17 protein-coding genes are annotated in these 23,269 nt (G+C 62.0%); 2 read left to right on the top strand and 15 right to left on the bottom strand.

Going from position 1 to position 23,269, the window contains the following annotated elements; translation table 11 throughout:
- Positions 1 to 330: cation:dicarboxylate symporter family transporter (locus ACKAMS_RS02330; protein WP_408988540.1), on the top strand; the 330-nt coding region annotated here is incomplete at its 5' end.
- Here the strand turns inward: ACKAMS_RS02330 and ACKAMS_RS02325 are convergent.
- The 3 genes from ACKAMS_RS02325 to ACKAMS_RS02315 all read right to left on the bottom strand — a co-directional run bounded on the left by ACKAMS_RS02325 (position 308) and on the right by ACKAMS_RS02315 (position 5,490).
- Entirely contained in the window at positions 308 to 1,672 is a 1,365-nt protein-coding gene (locus ACKAMS_RS02325; RefSeq protein WP_408988539.1) for a PQQ-binding-like beta-propeller repeat protein, read from the bottom strand. The genes ACKAMS_RS02330 and ACKAMS_RS02325 overlap by 23 nt on opposite strands.
- On the bottom strand, positions 1,669 to 3,060 hold the full coding sequence (locus ACKAMS_RS02320; protein WP_264614128.1) for a hypothetical protein: 1,392 nt from the start codon (positions 3,058 to 3,060) through the stop codon (positions 1,669 to 1,671). Before ACKAMS_RS02320 ends, ACKAMS_RS02325 begins: the two co-directional genes overlap by 4 nt.
- A gap of 183 nt (positions 3,061 to 3,243) precedes the next feature.
- Entirely contained in the window at positions 3,244 to 5,490 is a 2,247-nt protein-coding gene (locus tag ACKAMS_RS02315) for an MMPL family transporter (protein ID WP_070387076.1), read from the bottom strand.
- A gap of 224 nt (positions 5,491 to 5,714) precedes the next feature.
- Between ACKAMS_RS02315 and ACKAMS_RS02310 the strand changes: the two genes are divergently transcribed.
- A complete protein-coding gene (locus ACKAMS_RS02310; RefSeq protein ID WP_408988538.1) occupies positions 5,715 to 7,163 on the top strand; it encodes a hypothetical protein in 1,449 nt (482 codons plus the stop codon).
- A gap of 54 nt (positions 7,164 to 7,217) precedes the next feature.
- Here the strand turns inward: ACKAMS_RS02310 and ACKAMS_RS02305 are convergent, their stop codons facing one another.
- From ACKAMS_RS02305 to adh, 12 genes are all read right to left on the bottom strand, one after another.
- A complete protein-coding gene (locus ACKAMS_RS02305) occupies positions 7,218 to 8,330 on the bottom strand; it encodes an NDMA-dependent alcohol dehydrogenase (protein ID WP_019744235.1) in 1,113 nt (370 codons plus the stop codon).
- A 48-nt stretch (positions 8,331 to 8,378) separates the two neighbouring features.
- On the bottom strand, positions 8,379 to 9,878 hold the full coding sequence (locus tag ACKAMS_RS02300; RefSeq protein WP_019744236.1) for an aldehyde dehydrogenase family protein: 1,500 nt from the start codon (positions 9,876 to 9,878) through the stop codon (positions 8,379 to 8,381).
- A gap of 108 nt (positions 9,879 to 9,986) precedes the next feature.
- Positions 9,987 to 11,654, bottom strand: coding sequence for a sigma-54-dependent Fis family transcriptional regulator (locus ACKAMS_RS02295; RefSeq protein WP_408988537.1), 1,668 nt, complete (start codon positions 11,652 to 11,654; stop codon positions 9,987 to 9,989).
- Between the two features lie 4 nt (positions 11,655 to 11,658).
- Positions 11,659 to 13,296 (bottom strand): AMP-binding protein, encoded by a 1,638-nt coding sequence (locus ACKAMS_RS02290; protein WP_029254895.1) that lies wholly within the window; start codon positions 13,294 to 13,296, stop codon positions 11,659 to 11,661.
- Between the two features lie 207 nt (positions 13,297 to 13,503).
- Positions 13,504 to 14,874: an MFS transporter gene (locus ACKAMS_RS02285; RefSeq protein ID WP_019744239.1), complete on the bottom strand. Its 1,371-nt coding sequence runs from the start codon at positions 14,872 to 14,874 to the stop codon at positions 13,504 to 13,506.
- 235 nt (positions 14,875 to 15,109) lie between these two features.
- A complete protein-coding gene (locus tag ACKAMS_RS02280; protein WP_020969013.1) occupies positions 15,110 to 15,649 on the bottom strand; it encodes a hypothetical protein in 540 nt (179 codons plus the stop codon).
- Positions 15,650 to 15,791: 142 nt separating this feature from the next.
- Positions 15,792 to 17,090, bottom strand: coding sequence for an HAD-IB family phosphatase (locus ACKAMS_RS02275; protein WP_020969012.1), 1,299 nt, complete (start codon positions 17,088 to 17,090; stop codon positions 15,792 to 15,794).
- Between the two features lie 82 nt (positions 17,091 to 17,172).
- Entirely contained in the window at positions 17,173 to 17,946 is a 774-nt protein-coding gene (eutC, locus tag ACKAMS_RS02270) for an ethanolamine ammonia-lyase subunit EutC (RefSeq protein WP_020969011.1), read from the bottom strand.
- Entirely contained in the window at positions 17,943 to 19,367 is a 1,425-nt protein-coding gene (locus ACKAMS_RS02265) for an ethanolamine ammonia-lyase subunit EutB (RefSeq protein ID WP_097387623.1), read from the bottom strand. The genes eutC and ACKAMS_RS02265 overlap by 4 nt, the downstream gene beginning before the upstream one ends.
- Positions 19,364 to 20,836 carry an ethanolamine permease gene (eat, locus tag ACKAMS_RS02260; RefSeq protein WP_003941913.1) on the bottom strand — a complete coding sequence of 491 codons (1,473 nt, stop codon included), beginning with the start codon at positions 20,834 to 20,836 and terminating at the stop codon, positions 19,364 to 19,366. The genes ACKAMS_RS02265 and eat overlap by 4 nt, the downstream gene beginning before the upstream one ends.
- A gap of 165 nt (positions 20,837 to 21,001) precedes the next feature.
- A complete protein-coding gene (locus ACKAMS_RS02255) occupies positions 21,002 to 21,562 on the bottom strand; it encodes a DUF779 domain-containing protein (RefSeq protein WP_019744244.1) in 561 nt (186 codons plus the stop codon).
- Between the two features lie 91 nt (positions 21,563 to 21,653).
- Positions 21,654 to 23,177, bottom strand: coding sequence for an aldehyde dehydrogenase (gene adh, locus ACKAMS_RS02250; protein WP_007730158.1), 1,524 nt, complete (start codon positions 23,175 to 23,177; stop codon positions 21,654 to 21,656).
- Positions 23,178 to 23,269 lie beyond the last annotated feature (92 nt).

The raw sequence follows: 23,269 nt of genomic DNA, 5'->3' as shown, positions 1-23,269 counted from the left end.
TTTCATGCCCTTGATCAGGGCGGAAGGATTCTCATAGCTTGCGGGTCACTTGATGGGGGTCATGCCAACGGCGCAATTCCAGTTGCCGCAGTCGCCCTCCTGCTGGGCGCCGATCGAATCATGGACTCGATGCGAGTCTCGGTGAACCTGCTTGGGAACTGTGTCGCCACCTTCGTGGTCGCGAATTGGGAGGGGCAGCTCGACAAGGAGCGCATGCGCCGAGTGCTCGACGGAGAAGACGTTCCACCGCTCGAGGAAGTCGATCCGATCACCGGGAAAACTGTTCCGGCACCGGAGGCCGAAGCACTCAAGACAGTTTCAACGCCGTGATGCGGTCTTCACTGGAACGCAACAGCACCTTGTCCCCCGCCCACAGCTCCCGCGGCATCGCCCAGGGGGTGAACTCGTCGTCCCCGTCCTGATCCACCCGAACCTCCCAACTACGTTGGCCCGTAAGGACATCCGTTCCGTAGACGTTTCCCTCGTCGATAACGACATCGCCGTGCCAGACAACCGCCCCGGCGCGCTCAGCGTTCGATCGCCACAGGACCTCACCGGTGAAGAGGTCCACGAACTGGACCTCGGGTTCGGGACCGGAACGTGTCACGGCAACCACGTGGCCGATCACCGCCAACGACTGTGCGGTGTCGAAGAGTTCACTGTTGGACCACAATTTCTCGCCGGAAGTCCGGTCGAAACCGCTGTGTCCCAGAATGATCGGAGTCGATCTTCCCGCGGGATCATCTCGGCTGTATCGCCCGCCGTAGTACGAGGACTCCGAGGGCAGTTCGTCCGTCCTGGCGAACTCGCGCCCGTTCTGATCGAGCGCGTACTCACTTGTCGGACGGCCATCGCCTTCGCAACCGCCATCCGACACCAATGTCACGCCGTCCGACGATGTATGCGCGGTCGAACAGGTGGAGTAACCGTGTACCCACCGCTGTTCGCCCGTCTTCAGATCGAATCCCAGAGACTCGTCGAGAGCGATCACACCCAGATCGCCGTGCACCGACATCACCGGATCGACGTATCCGGCTTCCCACGATCCACCGACGTCGAACGCTTTGGACCAGTTCGCTTCCGGATCGTCGACGGTTCCGCTGTGCACGCGAACGTCGTTGCTCTCGATATCACCCTCGAGCGCGAGGACCGTGTCACCCGAGACAACCGCGATGATCGGTGCCCACGGCGTCTTGATGTCTCGACGCTCTCCTGTCTCGATATCGAAAAGTGAGTACGAACCACCGGATACGTACGGCCCGGAGAAACACAGCACCGAACTGCCGAGCAAAGTCTCGGAGCAACCACCGATGTCGACCGCCGACGTGCGCCAACGGACCGCGCCGTCCTCAGCGTCCAATCCGACCAATTCCGCGTCGTCCAACGAATACGCCTGGCGGTCCGGCATGCCGACCATCGTGACCACGAGTGATCCGGCGTCGATGAATCCGCCCATGTCCATGTTGAATTCGGTTCCAACAAGTGGGCTCCGAAATATCGCGAACTCGCGCCCGAGAATCTCGGAGGCCTCGACGCTCCATGGCGGCGACGAGATCGCTGTCGGTCCGGAACTCGTCGACGTGACCACCGTGGCGATGGCGGCGGTGACCGTGACTACGGCTACGGCGGCTGCGATCCGAAGGCGGGCCTTGGGCGAATACCTGGCGGTCATCGAATCTCCAGCCCGTCGATCGTCGCGAGAAACTCCAACTGCTCGAACGTCATCGGCACGTTCGGTGCCTCTGCCGAAGAGCTCACCGTTACTTGCGTCCCACCGGGGTGGGTAACTACTACAGACCTGTGGACATTCTCCCAGCGACTCTCATCACGTTCGATCACGGACCCGTCCTCGGCGGTCACCATCGAGAGCGGGTGTCCGTCGTAAGAAGGGTCGTACTTGTTCGGAGGCGTAGGAAGCGGCTGTCCACTGGTAATCGAGATACTCAGACGCGACTCGTTGCCGCCCGACCGTGCAACGACATCCTGGCACGCAGTGGTGGTGTCGTTTTCGGCCAGAACCAGATCACCCAGCTGGCTGCCGAGGTCAGGCTCTTCTGACGGTGCTGCGCGCCAACCCGATCGGAGCGCTTCACCGAGCGCGTCGACGATTCCTCGATCCAGTTCCCGCCCTGATGACTCGTCCGTCCAACCGCCGCAATCAATCTGAAGCGGAGCAGTGCCTGGTGGAACAGGCGCGGTGATTCGCAACTGTGGCATTTCGACAAGGGTTACAAGTTCGTCGAGCGTCAGTGGCACCACGCCGGAACTCTCGGCGTCCGGACCTCCGTCGTTGTTCGTGTCGTTGACATACGCCTGAATACGGGTCCCGTCGACTCCGTACAACATTGCCGACCGATTAAGGGTGCGTACACCATTGGTTTCGCTCCACGTATCCTGCAGATCCACCACAGACTGGTCGGCCAGCACCCGACGTTCGACGAGCGACCCCGCAACACACGATGGGATCGGATCAGAACTCGAGTGCAGCATCAGGCTGAGCGCGCCGATCTTCCCGTCCCGAATCAGCGTCCCGGACGCAGTGGTGGACGCCAACTCCTCGAGCGAGAATCCCTCGGGCAGCCCATCTGTGTTCGAAGGTGCAGAGATCGGCCCGAACTGCAGCGAATTACCCGGGCTGGCGAACTTCAGCTCGACATCTTTCGGGAGCGCCTGCTTGACCGCTTCCGACATCGCGGCTGCCTTGGCGCTCGAGAACCACGGAAAGCGTGGATCGTCGTACGTGTCAGATCCGTCCAGAATATAGGAGAAGAACGAATCCTCTTCTGGCGCTGCGACGCTTTCACAACCCGGAATCGTTGTCGGGTACACCGCGCTCGGCGTAACGTACGAGAATTCAGGCACGTCCTCCGCCGAAATCTCGTCCGGTGTGGACGTTATGGTGACCGACGATGACGCAGCTACCGAGATGTCATCGGACGGCGAGCTGCTCCACCGATCCACCAGCCCGGCAACCACTGTCCCACCGGCGATCAGGGAGACGACCGTCAGCGCGAAGGTCCACTTCTCGGCCCGCTTCGAATCGGTTTGCTCCTTCGACACGTACCCTCGCAGTCACTGTCACGGCTCGCTCCCGATGCGCGTCGCCTCTGGAAGTCCTGTCGCGATCGCAGCGATTTCTGTTACCAACCGGATGGTTTCCTATCGCGCGAGCGCCGCATGAAGACAGAAGAACGGGGTGCCAGTTGCTGTGCAACCGGCACCCCGTCCTGACGACCTGAGTGCTTAAACCCTCACCGGCACCTGATTCGGGTCTGGATCGGAATCCGGATCCTGCTCGATCGGAATCCGCCGAATCGCTTCACCCTCGATGTCGACGTTCGGCAGGATCTTGTCGAGCCACGCGGGCAACTTCCACGCCGAATCACCGAGGATCGACATGACCGCAGGGATCACGATCATGCGGATGATGAAGGCGTCGAAGAAGACTGCCGCCGCGAGACCGAAGCCCATCATCTTGCTTGTCGTCTCCGAGGACAGCATGAATGCGCCGAACACGGAGATCATGATGATGGCCGCCGATGCGACCACGCGAGCACCATGGGTGTAGCCGGAGATGATGGCGTCCTTGGCCGACAATCCGTGCACGTATTCCTCGCGCATTCGCGTCACGAGGAACACTTGATAGTCCATCGCCAACCCGAAGACCACACCGATCATGAAGATCGGCAGGAACGAGATGATGGGTTGTGTGTGCTCGATCAGCCCGAAGTCGCCCAACTGGAAAATGGCCACCGTGGCGCCGAAGGTCGCACAGACGGAAAAGAGGAATCCGAGAGTTGCGGTCAGCGGCACCAAGATCGAACGGAAGACGACCATCATGATGATGAACGCCAGCCCCACAACCACGATGAGATACGGGATGAGCGCGGAACTGAGCTTCGACGACATGTCTGCAACGATCGCGGTTTGACCCGCTACACCGAGTTCTGCGCCTTCCGACTTCACCGTCGATCCGTAGTCCCGGATCTGATTCATCAGCTCGTGGGTTTCGGGGCCGCTCGGAGACATCTGCGGGGTGACCGCGATGAGCGCAGAGTTTGCGCCCGCCATCGGGTTTGCCGCGTCCGGTCCGTTTCCGACCCACATCAACTGATCCGGCGTTGCGACGTTGTCGAGGCCCTTGATGTGCGCGACAGTGCCTTCGGCAATCGCAGTGATGTCGGTGCCGTCGGGCGCGTCGAGCACGACGAACAATTCGCCGTTGACGCCTTCACCGAATCCTCGTTGCAGGAGGGCCAGTGCCGGTCGCTCTTCGTCTTGAGTGAACGAGAGTCCGAGTTCGAGCTTCGTCATCGGAATAGCCGCGATCACCAGGAGGACCAGAGCAGCACCCGCGATCGGCCACGGGTACTTGGTGACTATCTTGGCCCAGCGATGTCCGTTGGATTCCATCGTCTCGGGCTCGTCACCGTGGCGAAGCCCGGGAATACGAGGCGAGAACGCGAACCGACCGAAGATGCCCAGAACTGCCGGGATCAACGTGATTGCGCCGAGCACGGCGATGATGACGGCAACCGCTGCCGAGATTCCCATCTGCGTAATCATCGGGACCCCGACCACCGCCAGGGCTGCCAGCGCGACCACCACTGTCAGGCCCGCGAATACGACCGACGAACCGGCTGTACCTACTGCGCGTCCGGCAGCAGCTTCCCTGGTTCCGCCCAGATTGAGCTCACTGCGGTAGCGCGAGACGATGAACAACGCATAGTCGATCGAGACTGCGATGCCGATCATCGTGACGATTCCCGTGACACCTTCGTTGATGTCGAAGAAGCCCGAGCCGAGTGTGACCGTCAGAGTGGCCAGCGCAATTCCCAGAATTGCAGTGAACAACGGGATGAACGCCGCGATGAGTGCGCCGAACGCCACGATCATCACGATGAACGCCACCGCGAAGCCGAGCATCTCCGACAGACCGCCCGCGGCCTGCACCTGCATCATCGAACCGGTGCCTTCGACTTGCAGGCCACCGGTGCGGAATTTTGCCATCAAATCGAGGAACGCCGTCTTGTTCGCCTGCGTCTGATCCTCGATGCGAATCGACTGATTGAGCTGGATCAGCCCGACCTTGCCGTTGTCGCCGAGAACGGCTGACGCCACCGCCGGATTGGCCTCCGCGAGAGTGACCGGATTGACGATCTTCTCGGGATCGACGATGTCCGGCAACGTCTTAGCCTGTGCGATCAACTGGTCGATCTGATCGCTGTGCGCGGCAAGCCCGTCGTCTGCCGCGATGAGAATGCTGGTCGACGCCTGAGTTTGCTGCTCCGCTGCCGCTGCAAAGTTCTCGTTCATCAACTCGGTCGCACGCTGTGAATCGGTGCCCGGAAGATTGAATTCTTTGGAGAACGTCGGATTTGTGGCGCTGATAGCGCCTCCCACCACCGCGATCACGATAATCCACGCGGCCACCACAAGATACTTGTGGCGGAAAGCGAACTTCCCCAACCTGTAAAGATACGTAGCCAACGTAGGCCTCTCTCGCCGTGGACTGGTCTGTCCGAAGAACACGGAGTCTTTCGGTGCCAAGGTCATACGGTACGGACCGATCGGCCCATTGGCACCCGGTATATCTGCGAAAACGGCATATCCGGCGCGCTCTCCGTCTCCTTTTCAGACCGCTCGGTACCGTGGACACGACACGGGCAGGCGCCTCACCAGAGCAGACGTCGCGTAGTACGAAAGGCAATCCCATGAATCACGGCCAGGCCGTCGATCGCGATCTCCTCCTTGCCGGCCAACAGCGACTCGACGCGCTGGGGCCACGATTGACAGGATCACCTTCACACCACGCTGTGGTGGAAGAAGTCGCGAACGAACTGACCGAACTGGGCCTCGAAGTCCGGCGTGATTCACACACTTTCGAACGCTGGGATCTACCGGACACATCTGAGGGGCTTCGCATCGAATTGCCGACGGGACCGATCAATGTTTCGTCCGCATTCCCCTACTCGGGATTGACCGGGCCTCAGGGAATCTCCGCTCCCCTGGTCTACGTCAGCGCGCGACGCCCCAAGTGGTCCTTGGCCAAGGGCGCGATCGCGGTGATCGAGGTCCCGCACGTCGATCTTCCCCGCAAGCTACTGGTCAGCGAGTGGGGTCCGATCGCCACCGACGAGACTCTTCGAAATCCGGTTCTCTCCGCAACCCTTCTTGGCCCGAAACTCGACAAGGCCCGCAAGGCCGGAGTGCTCGGCGTGATCGCGGTGTGGCGTGACATCGCTCCGGACAACGCACTGGGACAATATCTTCCGTTCACGCAGCCGTACCACGACATCCCCGCCGTCTGGGTGGCCGGCGACGAGGGCAGGAAGGTTGTCGCTGCAGCTCGTTCCGGTCAGCGGGCGACTCTGGTTCTGGATGCAACTCTGCATCCGGACACCCGGACCGACACGGTGTGGGCGGTATCCCCGGGGACATCACCGGAAGAGACGATTCTGCTCATCACTCACAGCGACGGAACCAACGGCGTCGAGGAGAACGGGCATCTGGGAATGTTGGCCTTGGCGCGGCACGCCGTCGCGCAGCCGCATCGACGGTCGTACGTTTTTGTGCTGACGACTGGCCACCTGCGAATTCCAGCGGTGTCCAAGCACGGACAGGCAACCTCCACCTGGCTCGAAGCGCACCCCGAGATGTGGAAGGGCGAAGCCGGTCAGGCGCGCGCAGTAGCCGGGATCGCGATCGAACACCTCGGCGCGCTGGGTGATACCGAGGACACCTCGACCGGCAGCTATGCGTTGGTGACCACTCCGGAACCGGAACTGCTCTACGCGACGAGCCGAGAAGTACACGACATCGTTGCACCGCTGTGGCGCGACATCGGGGCAGGCGATCGCCGAATCGTGGCGCCAGGACCGGTCATTCATTTCGGCGAGGGTGAACCACTGTTCGACCGGAAGATCCCGGCAGTCGCCTTGGTGACGGCGCCGCAGTACCTACTAGCTCTGCGTGATGCCGACGCCGCCACGCACGTCGATCTCGACGCGATGGTCAAACAGGTCGAAAGCTTCCGCGATCTGCTCGACGCGTTCGATGCAACCGACACCGCGGCTTTCGGTCCGGTGGTCTCGCGCTCGGTATTCGCGAAGTTCTCGGCACTACTTCAGTTGATGCAGATTTTGTCGAACGCCAAGAAATAGTGCTGTGCGCCTTTATTAACCACGGGCGGTTAATAAAGGCGCACAGCAGTTGTCCTACTTGTCGTGAATGATCACGCCACGGATGTTCTTGCCATCACGCAGATCCTGGTAGCCCTGGTTGACGTCTTCGAGGCTGTAGGTGTTGGTGATCAGTTCGTCGAGCTTGAGCTGACCCGCATCGTAGAGACGAAGCAAACGCACGATGTCGTACTGCGGGTTCATTGATCCGAACAATGTGCCCTTGATCGTCTTCTGGTTCAGCGTCAGATCGGTTCCCGACACGTGCACGGTCAGCTTGGCCGGATCGGCGAGACCCGTGATCACCACGGTGCCGCCCTTGCCGATCACTGCTGTCGCTGCACTGACCACGTCCTCGTCGACGGTGCCGACAAGGATGAGCGCCGCGTCGGCGCCCTGTCCCCAGGTCAGCTCGTTGACCTTGGCAGCAGCGCTCTCGGCGTCTGCAAAGGCATGGGTTGCACCGAACTTCAGTGCGGTCTCACGCTTGAGAGCAACCGGGTCGACCACCACGACATACTTGCAGCCGGCCGAAACGGCGCCCTGGACGGCGTTGATGCCGAGACCACCGATGCCGTAGATCACAGCGGTGTCACCGGCGCGAAGGTTACCGGCATTTACTGCCGTTCCCCAACCCGAAGGCACGCCGCAGCCGACGACCACTGCTGTCTCCAAGGGAAGCCAATCGTCGATCTTGACCACCGAGTGCTGAGAAATGGTGGCGCGCTCGGAGAATGTTCCGAGCATGCACATTCCGCCGAAATCCATTCCGTTGCCGTGGAAACGGAAGGAACCGTCCGTCATCGAACCTTCGAGGATGGTGGCACCCATGTCACAAAGGTTCTGGCGACCGGTCGAGCAGTAGCGACAGGTGCCGCAGTTGGGGATGAAGCTACACACGACGTGGTCGCCCGGCTTGACCTTCGTGACGCCGGGTCCGACCTCTTCGATGATGCCCGAGCCTTCGTGTCCGCCGACAATCGGGTAACGCGGCGGGAGATCACCGTCGGTCAGATGCAGATCCGAATGGCACAGTCCGGCAGCGGTGTACTTGATCAGTACCTCACCCACCCCTGGGCCGTCGAGGTCGAGTTCCATGATCTCGAAAGGCTTTCCGGGCTCGAGCAGTACAGCAGCTTTGGTCTTCACTGGTGATCTCCTTGATTGTCGGACGAGAGAATGAGCGATGGGGGTCGGTCAGAGGGCGATGTTGACGGCCTTGGTCTGGGTGTAGAGATCGATAGCCGAAGCGCCGAGCTCGCGGCCCCAACCGGACTGCTTGTATCCGCCGAAAGGCATTGCGGTGTCGAAGCCGTTGTACTGGTTGATCCACACCGAGCCAGCCTTGAGACGCTTGGCCGTGCGGTGGGCCTTGGAAATGTCACGGGTCCAGATGCCGGCGGCAAGTCCGTAGATGGAATCGTTTGCGGCAGTGATGGGTCCGTCGTCCGCGTTGAACGGCAGCGCTGCCACGACGGGTCCGAAGATCTCCTCCTGAACGATGGAGAATTCGGGCTTGACGTCGACGAAGACAGTCGGCTCGACGAAGTAGCCCTGATCGCCCCAGCGGTTACCGCCGGTGAGTGCACGTGCGCCGTCGGCGATCCCCTCACGGAGGTAACCGGTGACCTTGTCGAACTGCTCCTGCGAGACCAGCGGTCCGAGCTGGGTGGTGGGATCGAGGCCGGGTCCGATCTTGACCTGGCTCGCTGCGTGCGCGACGGCCTCGGTGAACTTCTCGAAGATGGTGTCCTCGACGTACAGACGGGTACCCGCAACGCAGCACTGGCCGTGGTTGAACAGCCAGGCGTTAAGTGAACCCTCCACAGCGGAATCGAAATCCGCGTCGGCGAATACGATGTTGGGGCTCTTGCCACCGAGCTCGAGCGTAACCTTCTTCAGGTTGCCCTTGGCGGCGTCGACGATCTTCTTACCCACCTCGGTGGAACCGGTGAACGCGACCTTGTCCACGTCGTCGTGGCCGGACAGTGCAGCACCTGCATCGCCGAAGCCGGGAACGATGTTGACGACGCCGGGCGGGAATCCGGCTTCTTCGAAGACCTCCGCGAGAAGCAGTGCGGTGAGCGGGGTCTGCTCAGCGGGCTTGAGGATCACCGTGTTGCCGGCGGCGAGCGCGGGGGCGAGCTTCCACGACGACATCAGCAGCGGGAAGTTCCACGGCACGATCAGTCCACAGACGCCGATTGCCTCACGCAGGGTGTAGGCGTGGAACTCGCCGCCCGGAGAGAAGGGCATCGACACGTTGACGGTGCTGCCTTCGATCTTGGTGGCCCAACCCGCGTAGTAGCGGAAAACGTCTGCGGCCCAAGCCACGTCGACGGCGGTGGCGATGGCAACGGACTTGCCGTTGTCGAGAGCTTCGAGCTGACCGAATTCCTCGGCACGAGCACTGAGAATGTCGCCGACGCGCCAGATCATCCGCTCGCGCTCGTTTGCCTTCATCCGAGACCAGGGGCCGTCCTCGAAAGCCGTTCGGGCGGCGCGTACCGCGCGGTCGATGTCTTCGGCCTGGCCGTGTGCCACGTCTGCGAGCTTCTGTCCGTCAGCCGGGTTGTACGTCGCGAAGGTCTGGCCCGAAGCGGCGTCGACGAATTCGCCGCCGATGTAGAGCTTCTTCGGTCCGTTCAGGAAACCCTGTACCGCGGAACTGATGGTGTGTTCGGCTACTGCCGTCATCGGAAACTCCCCTGAAGTAGTGAGGTGCGAATGTGATGCACGCCATACTTCCGCGCTTCCGGGGGTGCTAACTGTCCGAACTTTGTACAACTCAATTCGGACAGCAAACTACACAGTGATGTCGAGCGCCCGCATCCGTGTGTAGAGAGTGCTTCGGCTGATTCCGAGTTGCGCCGACGCGTGAACCTTGTTGCCGCCGCAGTCTTTCAACGCTCCGATGATCGCCTGGCGCTCGGCCTTCTCCCGCCCTGCCAACCGCGACACCTTGGTCGTGGTGCGATAGTCCTCGGGCAGATCGACGACGTCGATGCGATTGCTCGAGCGTTCACCTGAGGCCCGATTCAACACGACGCGCAATTCGGCCAGGTTGCCCGGCCAACTGGCCGCAGCGAGCGCTTCGGCAGCGCTGGCGGTCAACCTCAACTCGGGCGAGATCCCCTCCAACATCGCCTGAGCCAACTCGGCGATCTCAGCCTGTCGCTCGCGCAGCGGGTTGATGGCAATCCTGGAGGCACAACGCGAGATGAGTGACACGATGGCTGGCGGCAAATCCGCGACCGCGCCGCTGGTCAACACAATCCTCGGCCCCTCGGCGCTGGCATCGACCAGGTCTGCAACCAGTGGCAACACCGAATCGGGAAGGAGCTGCACCTGTTCGATCACGACCACGCCCGTACGCTTTCGGGCTGCTCGCACAAGATCGGTGATCCACTGCTCACGGCCGTCGAACGCGATCCGCGTGGCATCGTGCCAACTGGCGTCGACGCTCCCGACCACGTCCGATGCTGCCGAAGTTCGACCGGAACCTGCTTCACCCGAGATGGCAACTGCGGACGACGAGGTCCGCGCTCGCATGAGGTCTCGGCGCAGTCGCTCCCCCGGAGATGGTGCTCGCTCGTGGGTTCTGCGGATGGGTGCCCGTTCCCGCTGGAGTGGTTCGACCAGGAAGAGTGCGCCGCCGTCGGCCCCGGAAATCCGGTCGGCTTGAACTCGCGCCAGCGCACCGGACGCCAATTCGACTGTCACAAGCCTCGATTGATCAGGATTGAGATCGGCGATCAAGGACCGGAGTGATACGTGGTCGGCGGTGTCGAGCAGATCCAAGGCCGTTCGGTTGCTCAGCAGGATGTCGTCGCCGATGGCCGCGACGGCAATGTGGCGCTGATGTGACACTCGCTGGAATGCGTCGACCAGCCGCTGCTCCGACGCTTTGGAGCCTTCGAGCAGTCGTTTTTCGATATCCGCTGCAGCACGCGCAAGGAAGGGCGCGAACAGCGGGTTTGCCTGCGAGACAACGCCGGTCATGTCGAGAATACCCTCGACGCGACGTGTGACGGGATGCAGGATCGGCTGGCCGTAGCAGCTCAATCCCTTGAGGCTGTCGAGGAAATGCTCGTCCCCGTGGATCACCACGCTTCGACCTACCTCGAGCGGCGTACCGAGCGCATTGGTACCGGCGTGCTCTTCACCGAAGCGTGAACCGTTGACGACGCCCAACCGCTCGATCGTCCGCTCGACGCGGCTGTCGGAGTACACCGAAGCGACCACGCGGCATTCTCGATCAGCAAGCAGCACACAGAAACCGGTGCCCGCGATCTGTTGCGACACCTCGTCGAGCACGGGCGCGGCGGCCCGGAGCAGACGAGACTCGCCGTCCTGCTCCTCGGTGTCCACGGCGATTGCCGACGACGGATCGAGGCCACTCAGTCGAGAACGCTTCCAGGAGAGCGCGATCTCGGGGCGTACCGGCTCACGCTCCCCTGGGTTCGCGGACATATGCTCAGGCCTGACCGATCAATTCGATCGCCTGTTCTCGCATCGCGATCTTGCGGACCTTGCCTGTGACTGTCATCGGGAACTCGTCCACGACATGGACGTACCGCGGAATCTTGTAGTGCGCGAGCTTGCCGGTGCAGAAGGCACGGACCGAATCGGCGTCCAAATCGTCTGCACCTTCGCGCATCTGGACCCACACCATCAATTCCTCGCCGTACTTGGCGTCCGGCACACCGATGACCTGCGCGTCGAGAATGTCGGGATGGGTGTAAAGGAACTCCTCGATCTCACGCGGATAGACGTTCTCGCCACCGCGGATGACCATGTCCTTGATGCGTCCGGTGATAGCGACGTATCCGGCCTCGTCCATGACGCCGATGTCTCCGGTGTGCATCCACCGGGCAGCGTCGATAGCCTCGGCGGTCTTCTCCGGGTTCTCCCAGTAGCCGAGCATGACCGAGTAACCACGCGTGCACAGTTCGCCCGGCTCGCCGCGCGGCACCGTCAGTCCGGTTGCCGGATCGACGATCTTGATCTCGAGGTGCGGTCCCACCCGACCGACGGTTTCGGTGCGCTGCTCGATCGAATCGTCCGAGCGGGTCTGCAGCGACACCGGCGACGTCTCCGTCATGCCGTAGCAGATGGACACCTCTGCCATGCCCATGCGATCGATGACCTGCTTCATCACTTCGACCGGGCAGGGCGAACCCGCCATGATGCCGGTGCGAAGGGACGACAGATCGAAGCTGTCGAAGTCCGGCAGCGCCAACTCGGCAATGAACATCGTCGGAACGCCGTAGAGGGACGTGCACTTTTCGGCCTGGACGGCTTCGAGCGAAGCGCGCGGATCGAATGCGGGGCCCGGAATGATCATGGCAGCACCATGACTGGTGCACGCAAGGTTGCCCATCACCATGCCGAAGCAGTGATAGAACGGCACCGGGATGCACACCCGATCGACCTCGCTGTAGTGGCACAACTCGCCGACGAAGTAGCCGTTGTTGAGAATGTTGTGGTGGCTGAGCGTCGCGCCCTTCGGGAAACCGGTAGTGCCCGAGGTGTATTGGATGTTGATCGCGTCGTCGGCCGACAACGCGGCCTGGGCTGCGGCGAGCGGAGCCGGATCGCTTGCCTGCGCCGCCAAGCCGTCTGCAAGCACCGCGTCCCACTCGGGTGAACCGAGCAGGAGCACCGAAGTCAGATCCGGGCACTGCGGCCGCACCGTCTCGATCATCGACGCGTAGTCCGAGGTCTTGAAGCTGGCCGCAGACACCAGCGTCGAGATTCCGGCCTGCTCGAGCACGTACTGCAACTCGTGCGAGCGGTACGCCGGATTGATGTTGACCAGGATCGCGCCGATCTTTGCCGTCGCGTATTGCGTGAACGTCCATTCCGGACAGTTGGGAGCCCAGATTCCCACCCGGTCGCCCTTCCCCACACCACGGGAAAGTAGTCCGGCAGCGAGCCCGTTCACCTGCTCGGCGAACTCCCGGTACGTCCATCGTCGACCGCTGGCGTGGTCGATCAACGCATCGCGGTCGCCGTGTGCGGCAACCGTGCGATCGAGGTTGTCTCCGATGGTGTCGCCCAGCATCGGACCGTCCCATACTCCGGACGTATAGCTGGGCAGCGGCGTACTCATGTGTTCTGTCCTCTCCGGTTACCTGTTCAGGCACCTATGAGAGGGGCCGCCGCAGCGGACCCTCTCATCTACGAATTTACTCGATTCGGTGTGATGCACGACATACTTCCCGGTGCGGGGTGGCCGTAACTGTTCAGAGTCCGGACACCCCACCCGCCTGCTGTGCGCCTTTATTAACCGCCGGCGGTTAATAAAGGCGCACAGTGTTTACAGGGCGTGGTCCTTGGTCTCGACGAGCGCCCAGGTGCAGACCAGACTCACCACGCCGAGGATTGCCAACATGATTCCGATGGCCATACTCCCGTATGCCGAGGCCAGCGGTGCGGCGATCAGCGGCGGCACTGCGCCGCCGAGCACTCCGGCGAGGTTGTAGCCGAGGCCGGCACCGGTGTAGCGGTAGCGGGTCTGGAACATTTCCGGAAGCAGCGCACCGCAGGGGCCGTACGCGATTCCGAAGATCATCAGCGTGCCGAACATTCCGAGGATGAACGCAATCGGTGTTCCGGTGTCCAGGAGCGGGAACAGAATGAGCGCCCACACCACAGCCAGACCACAAGAGATCATGATGACCTTGCGACGCCCGATGCGGTCCGAGTACAAGGCGGAGACGATGATCGCCGCACCGAAGACGAAGGCGGACGCGATACCGACCGACAGGACGAACGGGCGGGAGAAGCCGAGGGTCTTGGTTCCGTAGCTCGTGAGGAACGCCGTGCCCATGTAGAAGAACGCGAACAGGCAAGCGAGGGCGCCGGCCGAGAGCAGGATTTCCTTGGTCTGGAACCGCCAGGCATCCAGGAACGGGAGGGTGCGAGGTGCTTCGTTCTTCTGCTCTGCAACGCGCTCTGCCTGCTCCGCCTTGAAGACCGGGGTCTCCTCGATAGCGAGTCGCATGTAGAGGCCGATGCCGACCAACACGATGGAGAACAAGAACGGGATACGCCAGCCGTAGTCGAGGAAGGCTTGGTTGGTATCGCCGAGAACAGCGCCGGTGATGAGGAATGTACTGCTCGAGAGCACGAAGGCGATTGCGGGGCCGAGCTGCGGGAACATCGCATACAGACCACGTTTGCCCGGTGGGGCGTATTCCGCGGTGAGCAGAGTTGCGCCTGCCCATTCACCACCGACCGCGAAGCCTTGGCCGAATCGCAAGAGCACCAGGATGATCGGAGCCGCAACACCGATGGTTGCCGCACCGGGCAGCAAGCCGATCAGGAGCGTCGAGATACCCATGAGCAGGAGCGTCGAGATCAGAGTCTTCTTGCGACCGATGCGATCACCGAAGTGTCCGAACAGCATTGCGCCGACGGGCCGGGCGATGAATGCGACTGCGAAGGTCGCAAACGATGCGACGGTTCCCGCGGTGGCACCGAGCGCGGGGAAGAATACCGTCGGAAAGACAAGTGCCGCAGCAGTTCCGTAGATGAAGAAGTCGTAGAACTCGATGGTCGTGCCGATGCAGCTCGCGATCGCGACGCGCCGCACACTGGTGGTCTGCGGGGGTTGTGTCGCGCCTGCGGCACTCGCACCCCCGGCGCCGGCGGCGCTGTTGCCGCCTGTGGGAGAGACTGTGGTCACTCGATTCCTCCGTGGTCCCGTGGTGTCGCCCTGTGGGCATCACCGTCGATAGGAGGAAAGGTAGTGATGTGGCTCACCCCTGCACTACCCCCGAAAGGGGGTAGGAGTGATCTCGGTCACGACTTGTATGCAATGGTAACGAGTTTCACCGCTCTCCACATGCCGTGGGCCGTCCGATTCGTTCACACGAATCGGACGGCCCACGCTGAACTGCGTCAGGGTCCAGCTCTACGAATCAAGCCTTTCCGGCAGCCCCGAAAAGCTCCTGACGGATCTCTCCCCACACCGTGGCGTAGGAGTCGATGATCGGTTCTGAAATCCACTTGAACTCCCCCGCTTGAACTTTCGCGAGAGCATCCGAGAAGAGATCCTGGTAGCGGGACAACCGCGGAACGAATGCCGACAAATCGTCGAACAGGTTTGCAGCCCGGCGGTCCAGCTCGGCAAGGGAATTCGCGTCCGCGTCGTCGATAAGTGCAACGAACTCCTCGTCCAGCGGAACGAAAGCCTCGTACACCTCGCCGATGGAGTCCTCGTCGATCGAGACCCGCTCAGCGTCCAACTGATCTTCGAGTTCCGCGAGGCCTTTCTCGGTCAGGCTGATGGCACCTTCTGCTTCGGCCGCTTTACCCTGCGCGACAAGTGCGTCGTACGCAGCTTGACCGGACGCTGCGCTGACGCCCAAGTGCTCGGCCAGTACAACCGCTCCGACCCGCTCCTTGAGACGTACTGCTTGGAGCAGTGCCAACTCGTCCACATTGCCAGCGAAGGCCATCGATTTCTCCTACTCACGTGCCGCCTCTGCGGCTCCAGCATCACAGCGGACACCCGTGGGTTTCCGCAGCCCGACAAAGGGCTCGAAAGAATCAGATCACACGCCGATCGATCGTTGTGAAGTCACCGCAGCAAGCCGACTGTCACGCGACGGTATCGGCCTGATCGGGGATCACGCTGCCGTCCGCACGAGTTACGGCGCCTTTGGCCCCGGCCGCGTCGGTGTAGGCATCGGTCGAGCAGTGATAGGGAGCATCCGCCTGTGCTTTCGGTTCGATGAACATGGGGTTGACCAGCCATTTTCCGTCACTGTTGTCGTAGGCATTGCACATCAGTTCGGGATTGTTGCGGTTGATCACCAGGCGCGCACCGGTCGCATCTCCGAGGAACGTCACGTCGGTGACAGAATCACCGGCAGCAAACACCTGACGCCGATCGGCAGGCAACTGCTCGAACGCCGTAGGCCCTTGGACCCCGTAGACAACCTCGTTGACCTGACACCGCTTCCCATCGATGTACGGAATGACCGAGTCGTCACCGTCCGCAACCCCACCACATCCCCGCAGGCGCCCCGTCAGAACGCCGCCCTCGACGATCGGCCGAACTCCCATCACGTGATCGGCATCCAATCCCAGCTGCTCCGACCAGACTCGAACGACCGGTTCGGCCGACGCGGAGATGATCCGCACGTCGAATCCATGAGCGCCGAGGGCTTTCACCAAATCTTCGATTTGCGCGTAGTAACGCACCGAGCCGTCGACTTCCGTCGTACCGACAGTCTGATCGGATCCTTCTGCAGCAGCGAGATTCTCAGCACGCGCTGCGCGGGCGTACTCGGTGATCTCGCCCTCGGTGTGCCCTGCCATCAACTGCACCGCCCACGCGTATGCAGCCTTGGTCCAGCGGTGATCGTAGCCGTCGAATGCAACCTGTCCGTCGCGAGTCTTCTCCTCGAGTACCGCAACGATCTCGTCAGCGCAGTCCAAGTCGGTACTGGTTACCAAGGGTTGACCCGGGGCGGTCTCCGAGCCACACGCGGCGGAAAGTGCGGCAGCGCCGGCTGGAGTCATGAAGCGACTGGTGGTTGCCCAGTCCGCTCCGGCGGGCTGTAACACCTTGTTGTTCTTGATCATCCAGAATGCAGTGGCGCTTCCGATGTCGTTCTTGACAACTGTGTTGTCCCAGTCGAAGAGCGCCAACGGAGCGCCGTCATCGACATGACCTGCAGCTCCACACGTTCCGAACTCCGTCATCATGGCATCCAACCTCACACGGTTGTCGCCGTACCACGCCAGACTGGGATCCAACGCCGCGCAGGATGAACTACTCTGCGCCGCATTCTCTTTCGTGGCACTCTCGGCCGAACTACATGCAGTTGCACTCAACAGGACACTACCTACGGCCAACGCACACAGGGCGCGGGCATGCAGCGAACGGAACATCGATTCCCTCATTTTCGTCGTGATTCGGGTACGACGGCATACCCGAGTGTCGATCGACCCGGGTATGCCGTGCAGCTGTCAACTAGTCGAGCGTCAGCACTTCTCCCGACGCAACGGCGTCGGCGCGAGAGGTGTCCTTGAGGTCGACGCCGGAGCGGCCCAATTGGCGCGCTCCCGTCACCAACCCCAGGACGACACGAGCAGCCTGCTCGTATCCGAGACCCTCGGGTGGGTGGACATTGGAAATGCAGTTTCGATCCGCGTCGGTACGACCGACGCGCGGAAGGTGAGTCAGATAGATCCCGACGCTGTCCGCAACGGAGAGCCCTGGACGTTCGCCGATCAGGACGATCGCCGTCTGCACTCCCATCGCGGCGGCGATGTGATCACCCAGTGCCACACGGGCATTCGTGGCGATCACCGGCGGCGCAATCGAGTACTGCTCCCCCAACACCGTGACCAACGCGGACAGTAGTTGCTCGCCGTGGTCCATCAGTGCTCGCGGGGAGAGTCCGTCGGCGAGGATGAACCCGATTTCCTTGTCGGAGCTCTTGATCGCGCTCAGGTCCGCAGGTTGTCGCCCCAGGTCGGGTCTCCGTAGATACTCGCTGCGGGTGGAGACGCTGCTCGCGACCACCACCGGTGCCCCGATACCCACCCCGTCGACCCGACTGGCGAGAGTCTCGGAATCGAGTGGCTCGTGCACTGCGTCGCGGGCTGCGGCGTGTGCTGCCTTGAATTCGAGAACCCGCTTGGTGGGCAACGAATCTCCGGCACGCCCCAGCCCGATACGCGATTGTGTGGTCTTGCGCAGTGGACCCCAGAAATCGAGGATCGGTGCCTGATCTTCGGTCATGAGTTCACCGTCAAAGCCCGCAGCGGCGACATTTCGGCGTCGATCGGAAGAACCCGACCGTTTGCGTCGGTCATCCCCAAGTTGTGGAGCCAGGTCTCGAACTCCGGGGCGGGCTGCAAACCGAGGACCTTACGCACGTACAACGCGTCGTGGAACGCCAGACTTTGATAGCCGAGCATCACGTCGTCGGCGCCGGGCACCGCGATCACGAACGCCGCGCCGGCGACGCCCAGCAAGGTGAGGAGGTTGTCCATGTCGTCTTGATCGGCTTCGGCGTGGTTGGTGTAGCAGACGTCCACTCCCATCGGCAGCCCGAGGAGTTTTCCGCAGAAGTGATCCTCCAAGCCCGCGCGAATGATCTGCTTGCCGTCGTAGAGGTACTCGGGACCGATGAAACCGACCACCGTGTTGACCAGCAGCGGCTCGAGATCTCGGGCCACGGCGTATGCCCTGGTCTCGAGTGTCTGCTGATCGACCGGGACTCCACCGGTGCCGTAGTGGGCACCTGAACTGAGGGCGGACCCCTGCCCTGTCTCGAGGTACATGACGTTGTTGCCGACCGTTCCGCGGTTCAAGGAGCGTCCGGCCTCGTTACCCTCGCGCAGTAGCGGAATGTTCACTCCGAAACCGGAATTGGCGCCTTCGGTACCGGCAATCGATTGGAAGACAAGATCGACCGGCACCCCCGATTCGATCAGTCCGATCGTGGTGGTCACGTGAGAGAGCACGCACGACTGAGTCGGGATCTCGAATCGCTGACGGATGTCGTCGAGCAGGTGGAGCAGATCCGAGGTGGCCTGGGGTGAATCCGTCGCAGGGTTGATGCCGATGACGGCGTCGCCACATCCCATCAGGAGACCGTCCAATGTGGCCGCCGCAATGCCGCGTGGATCGTCCGTCGGGTGGTTTGGCTGGAGTCGGGTGCTCAGCCGTCCAGGCAGTCCGATGGTGGTGCGGAACCCCGCGGTGACCGTGATGGCCTTGGCGACGGCGATCAGGTCCTGATTGCGCATGATCTTGCTGACCGCGGCTACCATCTCGGGGGTCAGACCGGGACTCACGGCAGACAAGCGTGCTGAAGCTTCCGGCGCCGACGCAGTCTCGAGCAGCCAGTCCCGTAATCCGCCAACAGTCAGGTGGGCCACCGGCGCAAATGCGAGGCGATCGTGGCTGTCGATGATGAGCCGGGTCACCTCGTCGTCCTCGTACGGAACCAACAGATCTTCGAGGAACACAGTCAACGGAAGATCAGCCAGAACCCATTGGGCAGCAGCACGTTCAGCATCGGAGCTTGCCGCGCAACCGGCTAGTTCGTCACCCGACCGCAGTGGTGTCGCTTTTGCCATCAGATCGACGAGACCGTCGAACGAGTAGTTGGTTCCGGATACCTGCTGGTGATACTTGGCCATCCCGCGACTCATCCCAATTCTTCTTCCGCCTGTGCAAGTACAGCAAACTCCTCGTCCGGCGAGTTGGCAACAAGGTGGTGACGACTGTAGAGACCGAAGTACGCCATCAGAACTCCGAAGGCAACCAACGTCAGCAATGCCGCAACGGGATCTACCAGGAAGGTGGCCACCACCGACACTGCCGCGATCACGAGCGCAAACGAGGTGGTGGCGATACCGCCGGGCGTGCGGTACGGGCGCGGCATGTTCGGCTCACGCTTACGAAGAACGATGTGACTCACCATCATCAGGACGTAGCTGACTGCCGCGCCGAACACCGCCATGTTGAGCAACATGGCACCTTCACCGGTGAGTGAGAGCGCGAAGCCGATGATTCCGGGAACGACGAGCGCGAGAGTGGGGGCCTTGCGCTTGTTGGTCACCGACAGGTTCTTCGGCAGGTAGCCGGCGCGGGAGAGCGCAAACGTCTGACGTGAGTAGGCGTACATGATCGAGAAGAAGCTCGCGACCAGACCGGCAAGTCCGATGTAGTTGACGGCCTTTGCCGCTCCGCTGTCCCCCAGCGCCTCGACGAGCGGATTTCCGGAGGTGGACAGGGCGTCGGCGCCGAGCGCACCGGTGGCGAGGAAGAGAACCGTTGCGCCTGTGACGATCAGGATCAACATGCTGATGATGATGCCGCGGGGGACGTTCTTCTCCGGCTCACGTGCTTCCTCGGCGGCCAGCGGTACACCTTCGACGGCAAGGAAGAACCAGATCGCGAAGGGCACGGCGGCCCAGATTCCGAGCAGACCGAATGGCAGGAACGACGACGATCCGACTGCGCTGGTGTCGACGGCGATATCGGTGAGGTTGGACGAATCGAAAAGGCCGACAGCCGAAACCGCGAACACGACCAGGCCGACGAGTGCAATGGCGGTGATGATGAACATCGCCTTGAGTGCCTCACCGGCGCCGGTGAGGTGAATGCCGATGAAGATCGCGTACACCGCGAGGTACACCCACCAGCCGTCGGTGATCCCGAACAGGTTCAGCGACTCGACGTACGCCCCGATGAAGGTCGCGATCGCTGCGGGCGCGATCGAGTACTCGATGAGAATCGCTGTGCCGGTGGCAAATCCACCCCAGGGACCCATGGCCCGTCGGGCAAACGTGTACCCCCCGCCCGCAGCCGGAAGCGCCGACGACATCTCGGCCATACCGAGCACCATCGCCAGGTACATCCCCGCGATGACGACGGCCGCGATGAGAAGGCCACCGAAACCACCTTCGGCCAGACCGTTGTTCCAGCCGGCGTAGTCACCGGAAATCACATAGCTGACACCCAACCCCGCAAGCAGCACCCACCCTGCTGTTCCCTTTCGGAGTGTTCGTTTCTCCAGATACGAATTGTCTTCCGCATGGAAGTCTGCGCCGTCGTGGTGTGCACCCGCGGCACCGGCGTTTTTGCCGGTTGCGTGGTCGGAAAGAGACATGTCCATCCTCTGAATCGGTCAAGAATGAGACGACGCACGGTGGATGCGTCGCGTGAAATGAACGGTATGTGGGCGATGTACGGAGAAGGTCGCCTGGAGATGACCGTGCTGTTAACTGGCTGTCATGTGAGCGGCCCCGAGTCTGTTCAGATCTTCTTCAGGCGGCCGTTCTCACGATCGGGCGGCCGCGCCTGGCACCGGGCAGGCATCGACGGCCTCGGCGACGACCTGGGGAACTGTCGGGGGCGATGGACGCACGCCCGCTTCCCAATCAGCGCCTACGAGAATGCTCGACGCGCCGAGTGCTTCGTTTTCGTCCGGTGTGAATGCCCTTGCTCGACTGAGGAATCTGAATCCTTCAGGAGACTCCAGGCTGAATCCGCTGCCGCGGCCGGGCACGACGTCCAGCACCAACTGGGTGTGCTTCCAGGCTTCGAACTGTGATCCGGAAATCCAGACCTGTACAGCGTCGGTTCCGGTGGGAAGGTCTTCGGGAATCTCTCCGACCGCAAGTCGGAGATCGACGATTCCGAGTAGTACGTCACGGTCCCCGACGATGAATTCGCCTGAGGGATAACACATCGGGGCCGAGCCGTCGCAGCATCCGCCGGATTGATGCATCATCAGTTCGCCGTGAGTCCCGCTGAGGCGGCGTAGCAGGTCAGCCGCCCCAGCGGTGGTCACCAACCGGGGTGGAACGGCGCCGGTATCGGGTGTGTCCGTGGCGCTCATTCCAACCTCCGTGTGTTTGTGCAGGTTTCGCGTGTTGCAGTCCCTCGCACCGGCACCCGCAGCGAGGGGCTCACGGGTGCCGGTGGGTCGATCAGAAGAAGCCCTGAGCCTTCTGGGCGTAGCTGACCAGGAGGTTCTTGGTCTGCTGGTAGTGCGAGAGCATCATCAGGTGGTTCTCGCGGCCGATGCCGGACTGCTTGTATCCACCGAAAGCGGCGTGTGCCGGGTACTGGTGGTACGTGTTGGTCCAGACGCGACCGGCCTGGATGTCGCGGCCTGCGCGGTACGCGACTCCGCCGTCGCGGGACCAGACACCGGCGCCCAAACCGTAGAGCGTGTCGTTGGCGATTTCGATGGCCTCGTCGTAGTCCTTGAACGAGGTGACCGAGACGACGGGTCCGAAGATCTCTTCCTGGAAGATGCGCATCTTGTTGTTGCCGGTGAACACCGTCGGCTGGACGTAGTAGCCGCCAGACAGGTCTCCGCCGAGTTCGGCCCGCTCACCACCGGTGATGACCTTGGCGCCTTCCGCCTTGCCGATCTCGATGTACGAGAGGATCTTCTCGAGCTGATCGTTGCTGGCCTGGGCACCGATCATGGTGTCGGTGTCGAGCGGATCCCCTTGGCGCACAGCCTTGGTGCGAATGGCGGCCATCGCGAGGAACTCGTCGAAGATGTCTTCCTGGATCAGCGAACGTGACGGGCAGGTGCAGACCTCGCCCTGGTTGAGGGCGAACATCGTGAAGCCCTCGAGTGCCTTGTCCTGGTAGTCGTCGTTGGAGGCGAGGACGTCGGAGAAGAAGATGTTGGGGCTCTTGCCACCGAGTTCGAGGGTCACGGGGATGAGGTTCTGCGACGCGTACTGCATGATCAGGCGACCTGTGGTGGTTTCACCGGTGAACGCGATCTTCTTGATACGCGGGCTCGACGCGAGCGGCTTTCCGGCCTCGACGCCGAAGCCGTTGACGATGTTGAGCACACCGGCAGGCAGCAGGTCACCGATGATGCCGATGAGGTGCAGGATCGAGACGGGTGTCTGCTCGGCAGGCTTGAGCACGATGGCATTGCCGGCAGCAAGGGCGGGTGCGAGCTTCCACACGGCCATGAGGATCGGGAAGTTCCACGGAATGATCTGGCCGACTACGCCGAGCGGCTCGTGGAAGTGGTACGCCACGGTGTCGGAGTTGATCTCCGAAAGCGAACCTTCCTGTGCGCGAATAGCTCCCGCGAAGTAACGGAAGTGATCGATGGCGAGCGGAATGTCGGCGTTGAGGGTCTCGCGGATCGGCTTGCCGTTGTCCCACGACTCGGCGAGTGCGATGGATTCGAGGTTCTCCTCCATACGATCAGCGATCTTGTTCAAGATGATCGCGCGCTCGGCGACCGAGGTCTTGCCCCAGGCCGGAGCTGCTGCGTGCGCTGCGTCGAGAGCGAGCTCGATGTCTTCTGCGGTGGAACGAGCCACATCACAAAAATTCTGTCCGGTCACCGGTGTCGGGTTCTCGAAGTACTGACCCTTGACCGGAGCAACCCATTCGTTGCCGATCCAGTTGTCGTATCGAGACTGGAAGGACATGATCGCGTCGGCGGTACCTGGGCGGGCGTACACGGTCATTGCAAGCTCCTATGTAAACGTGATCTTCCTGGGCGCACCCACCAAATCGGTGACTGCAATCCCACCCCCCGGTGGGGTGTGATTCACAACAC

The sequence above is a fragment of the Rhodococcus sp. 5A-K4 genome (assembly GCF_046097995.1).
Lineage (GTDB): Bacteria > Actinomycetota > Actinomycetes > Mycobacteriales > Mycobacteriaceae > Rhodococcus_F > Rhodococcus_F erythropolis.
The sequence above is the reverse complement of the archived record's forward strand: the minus strand, read 5'-3'. Positions and strand labels throughout refer to the sequence as shown.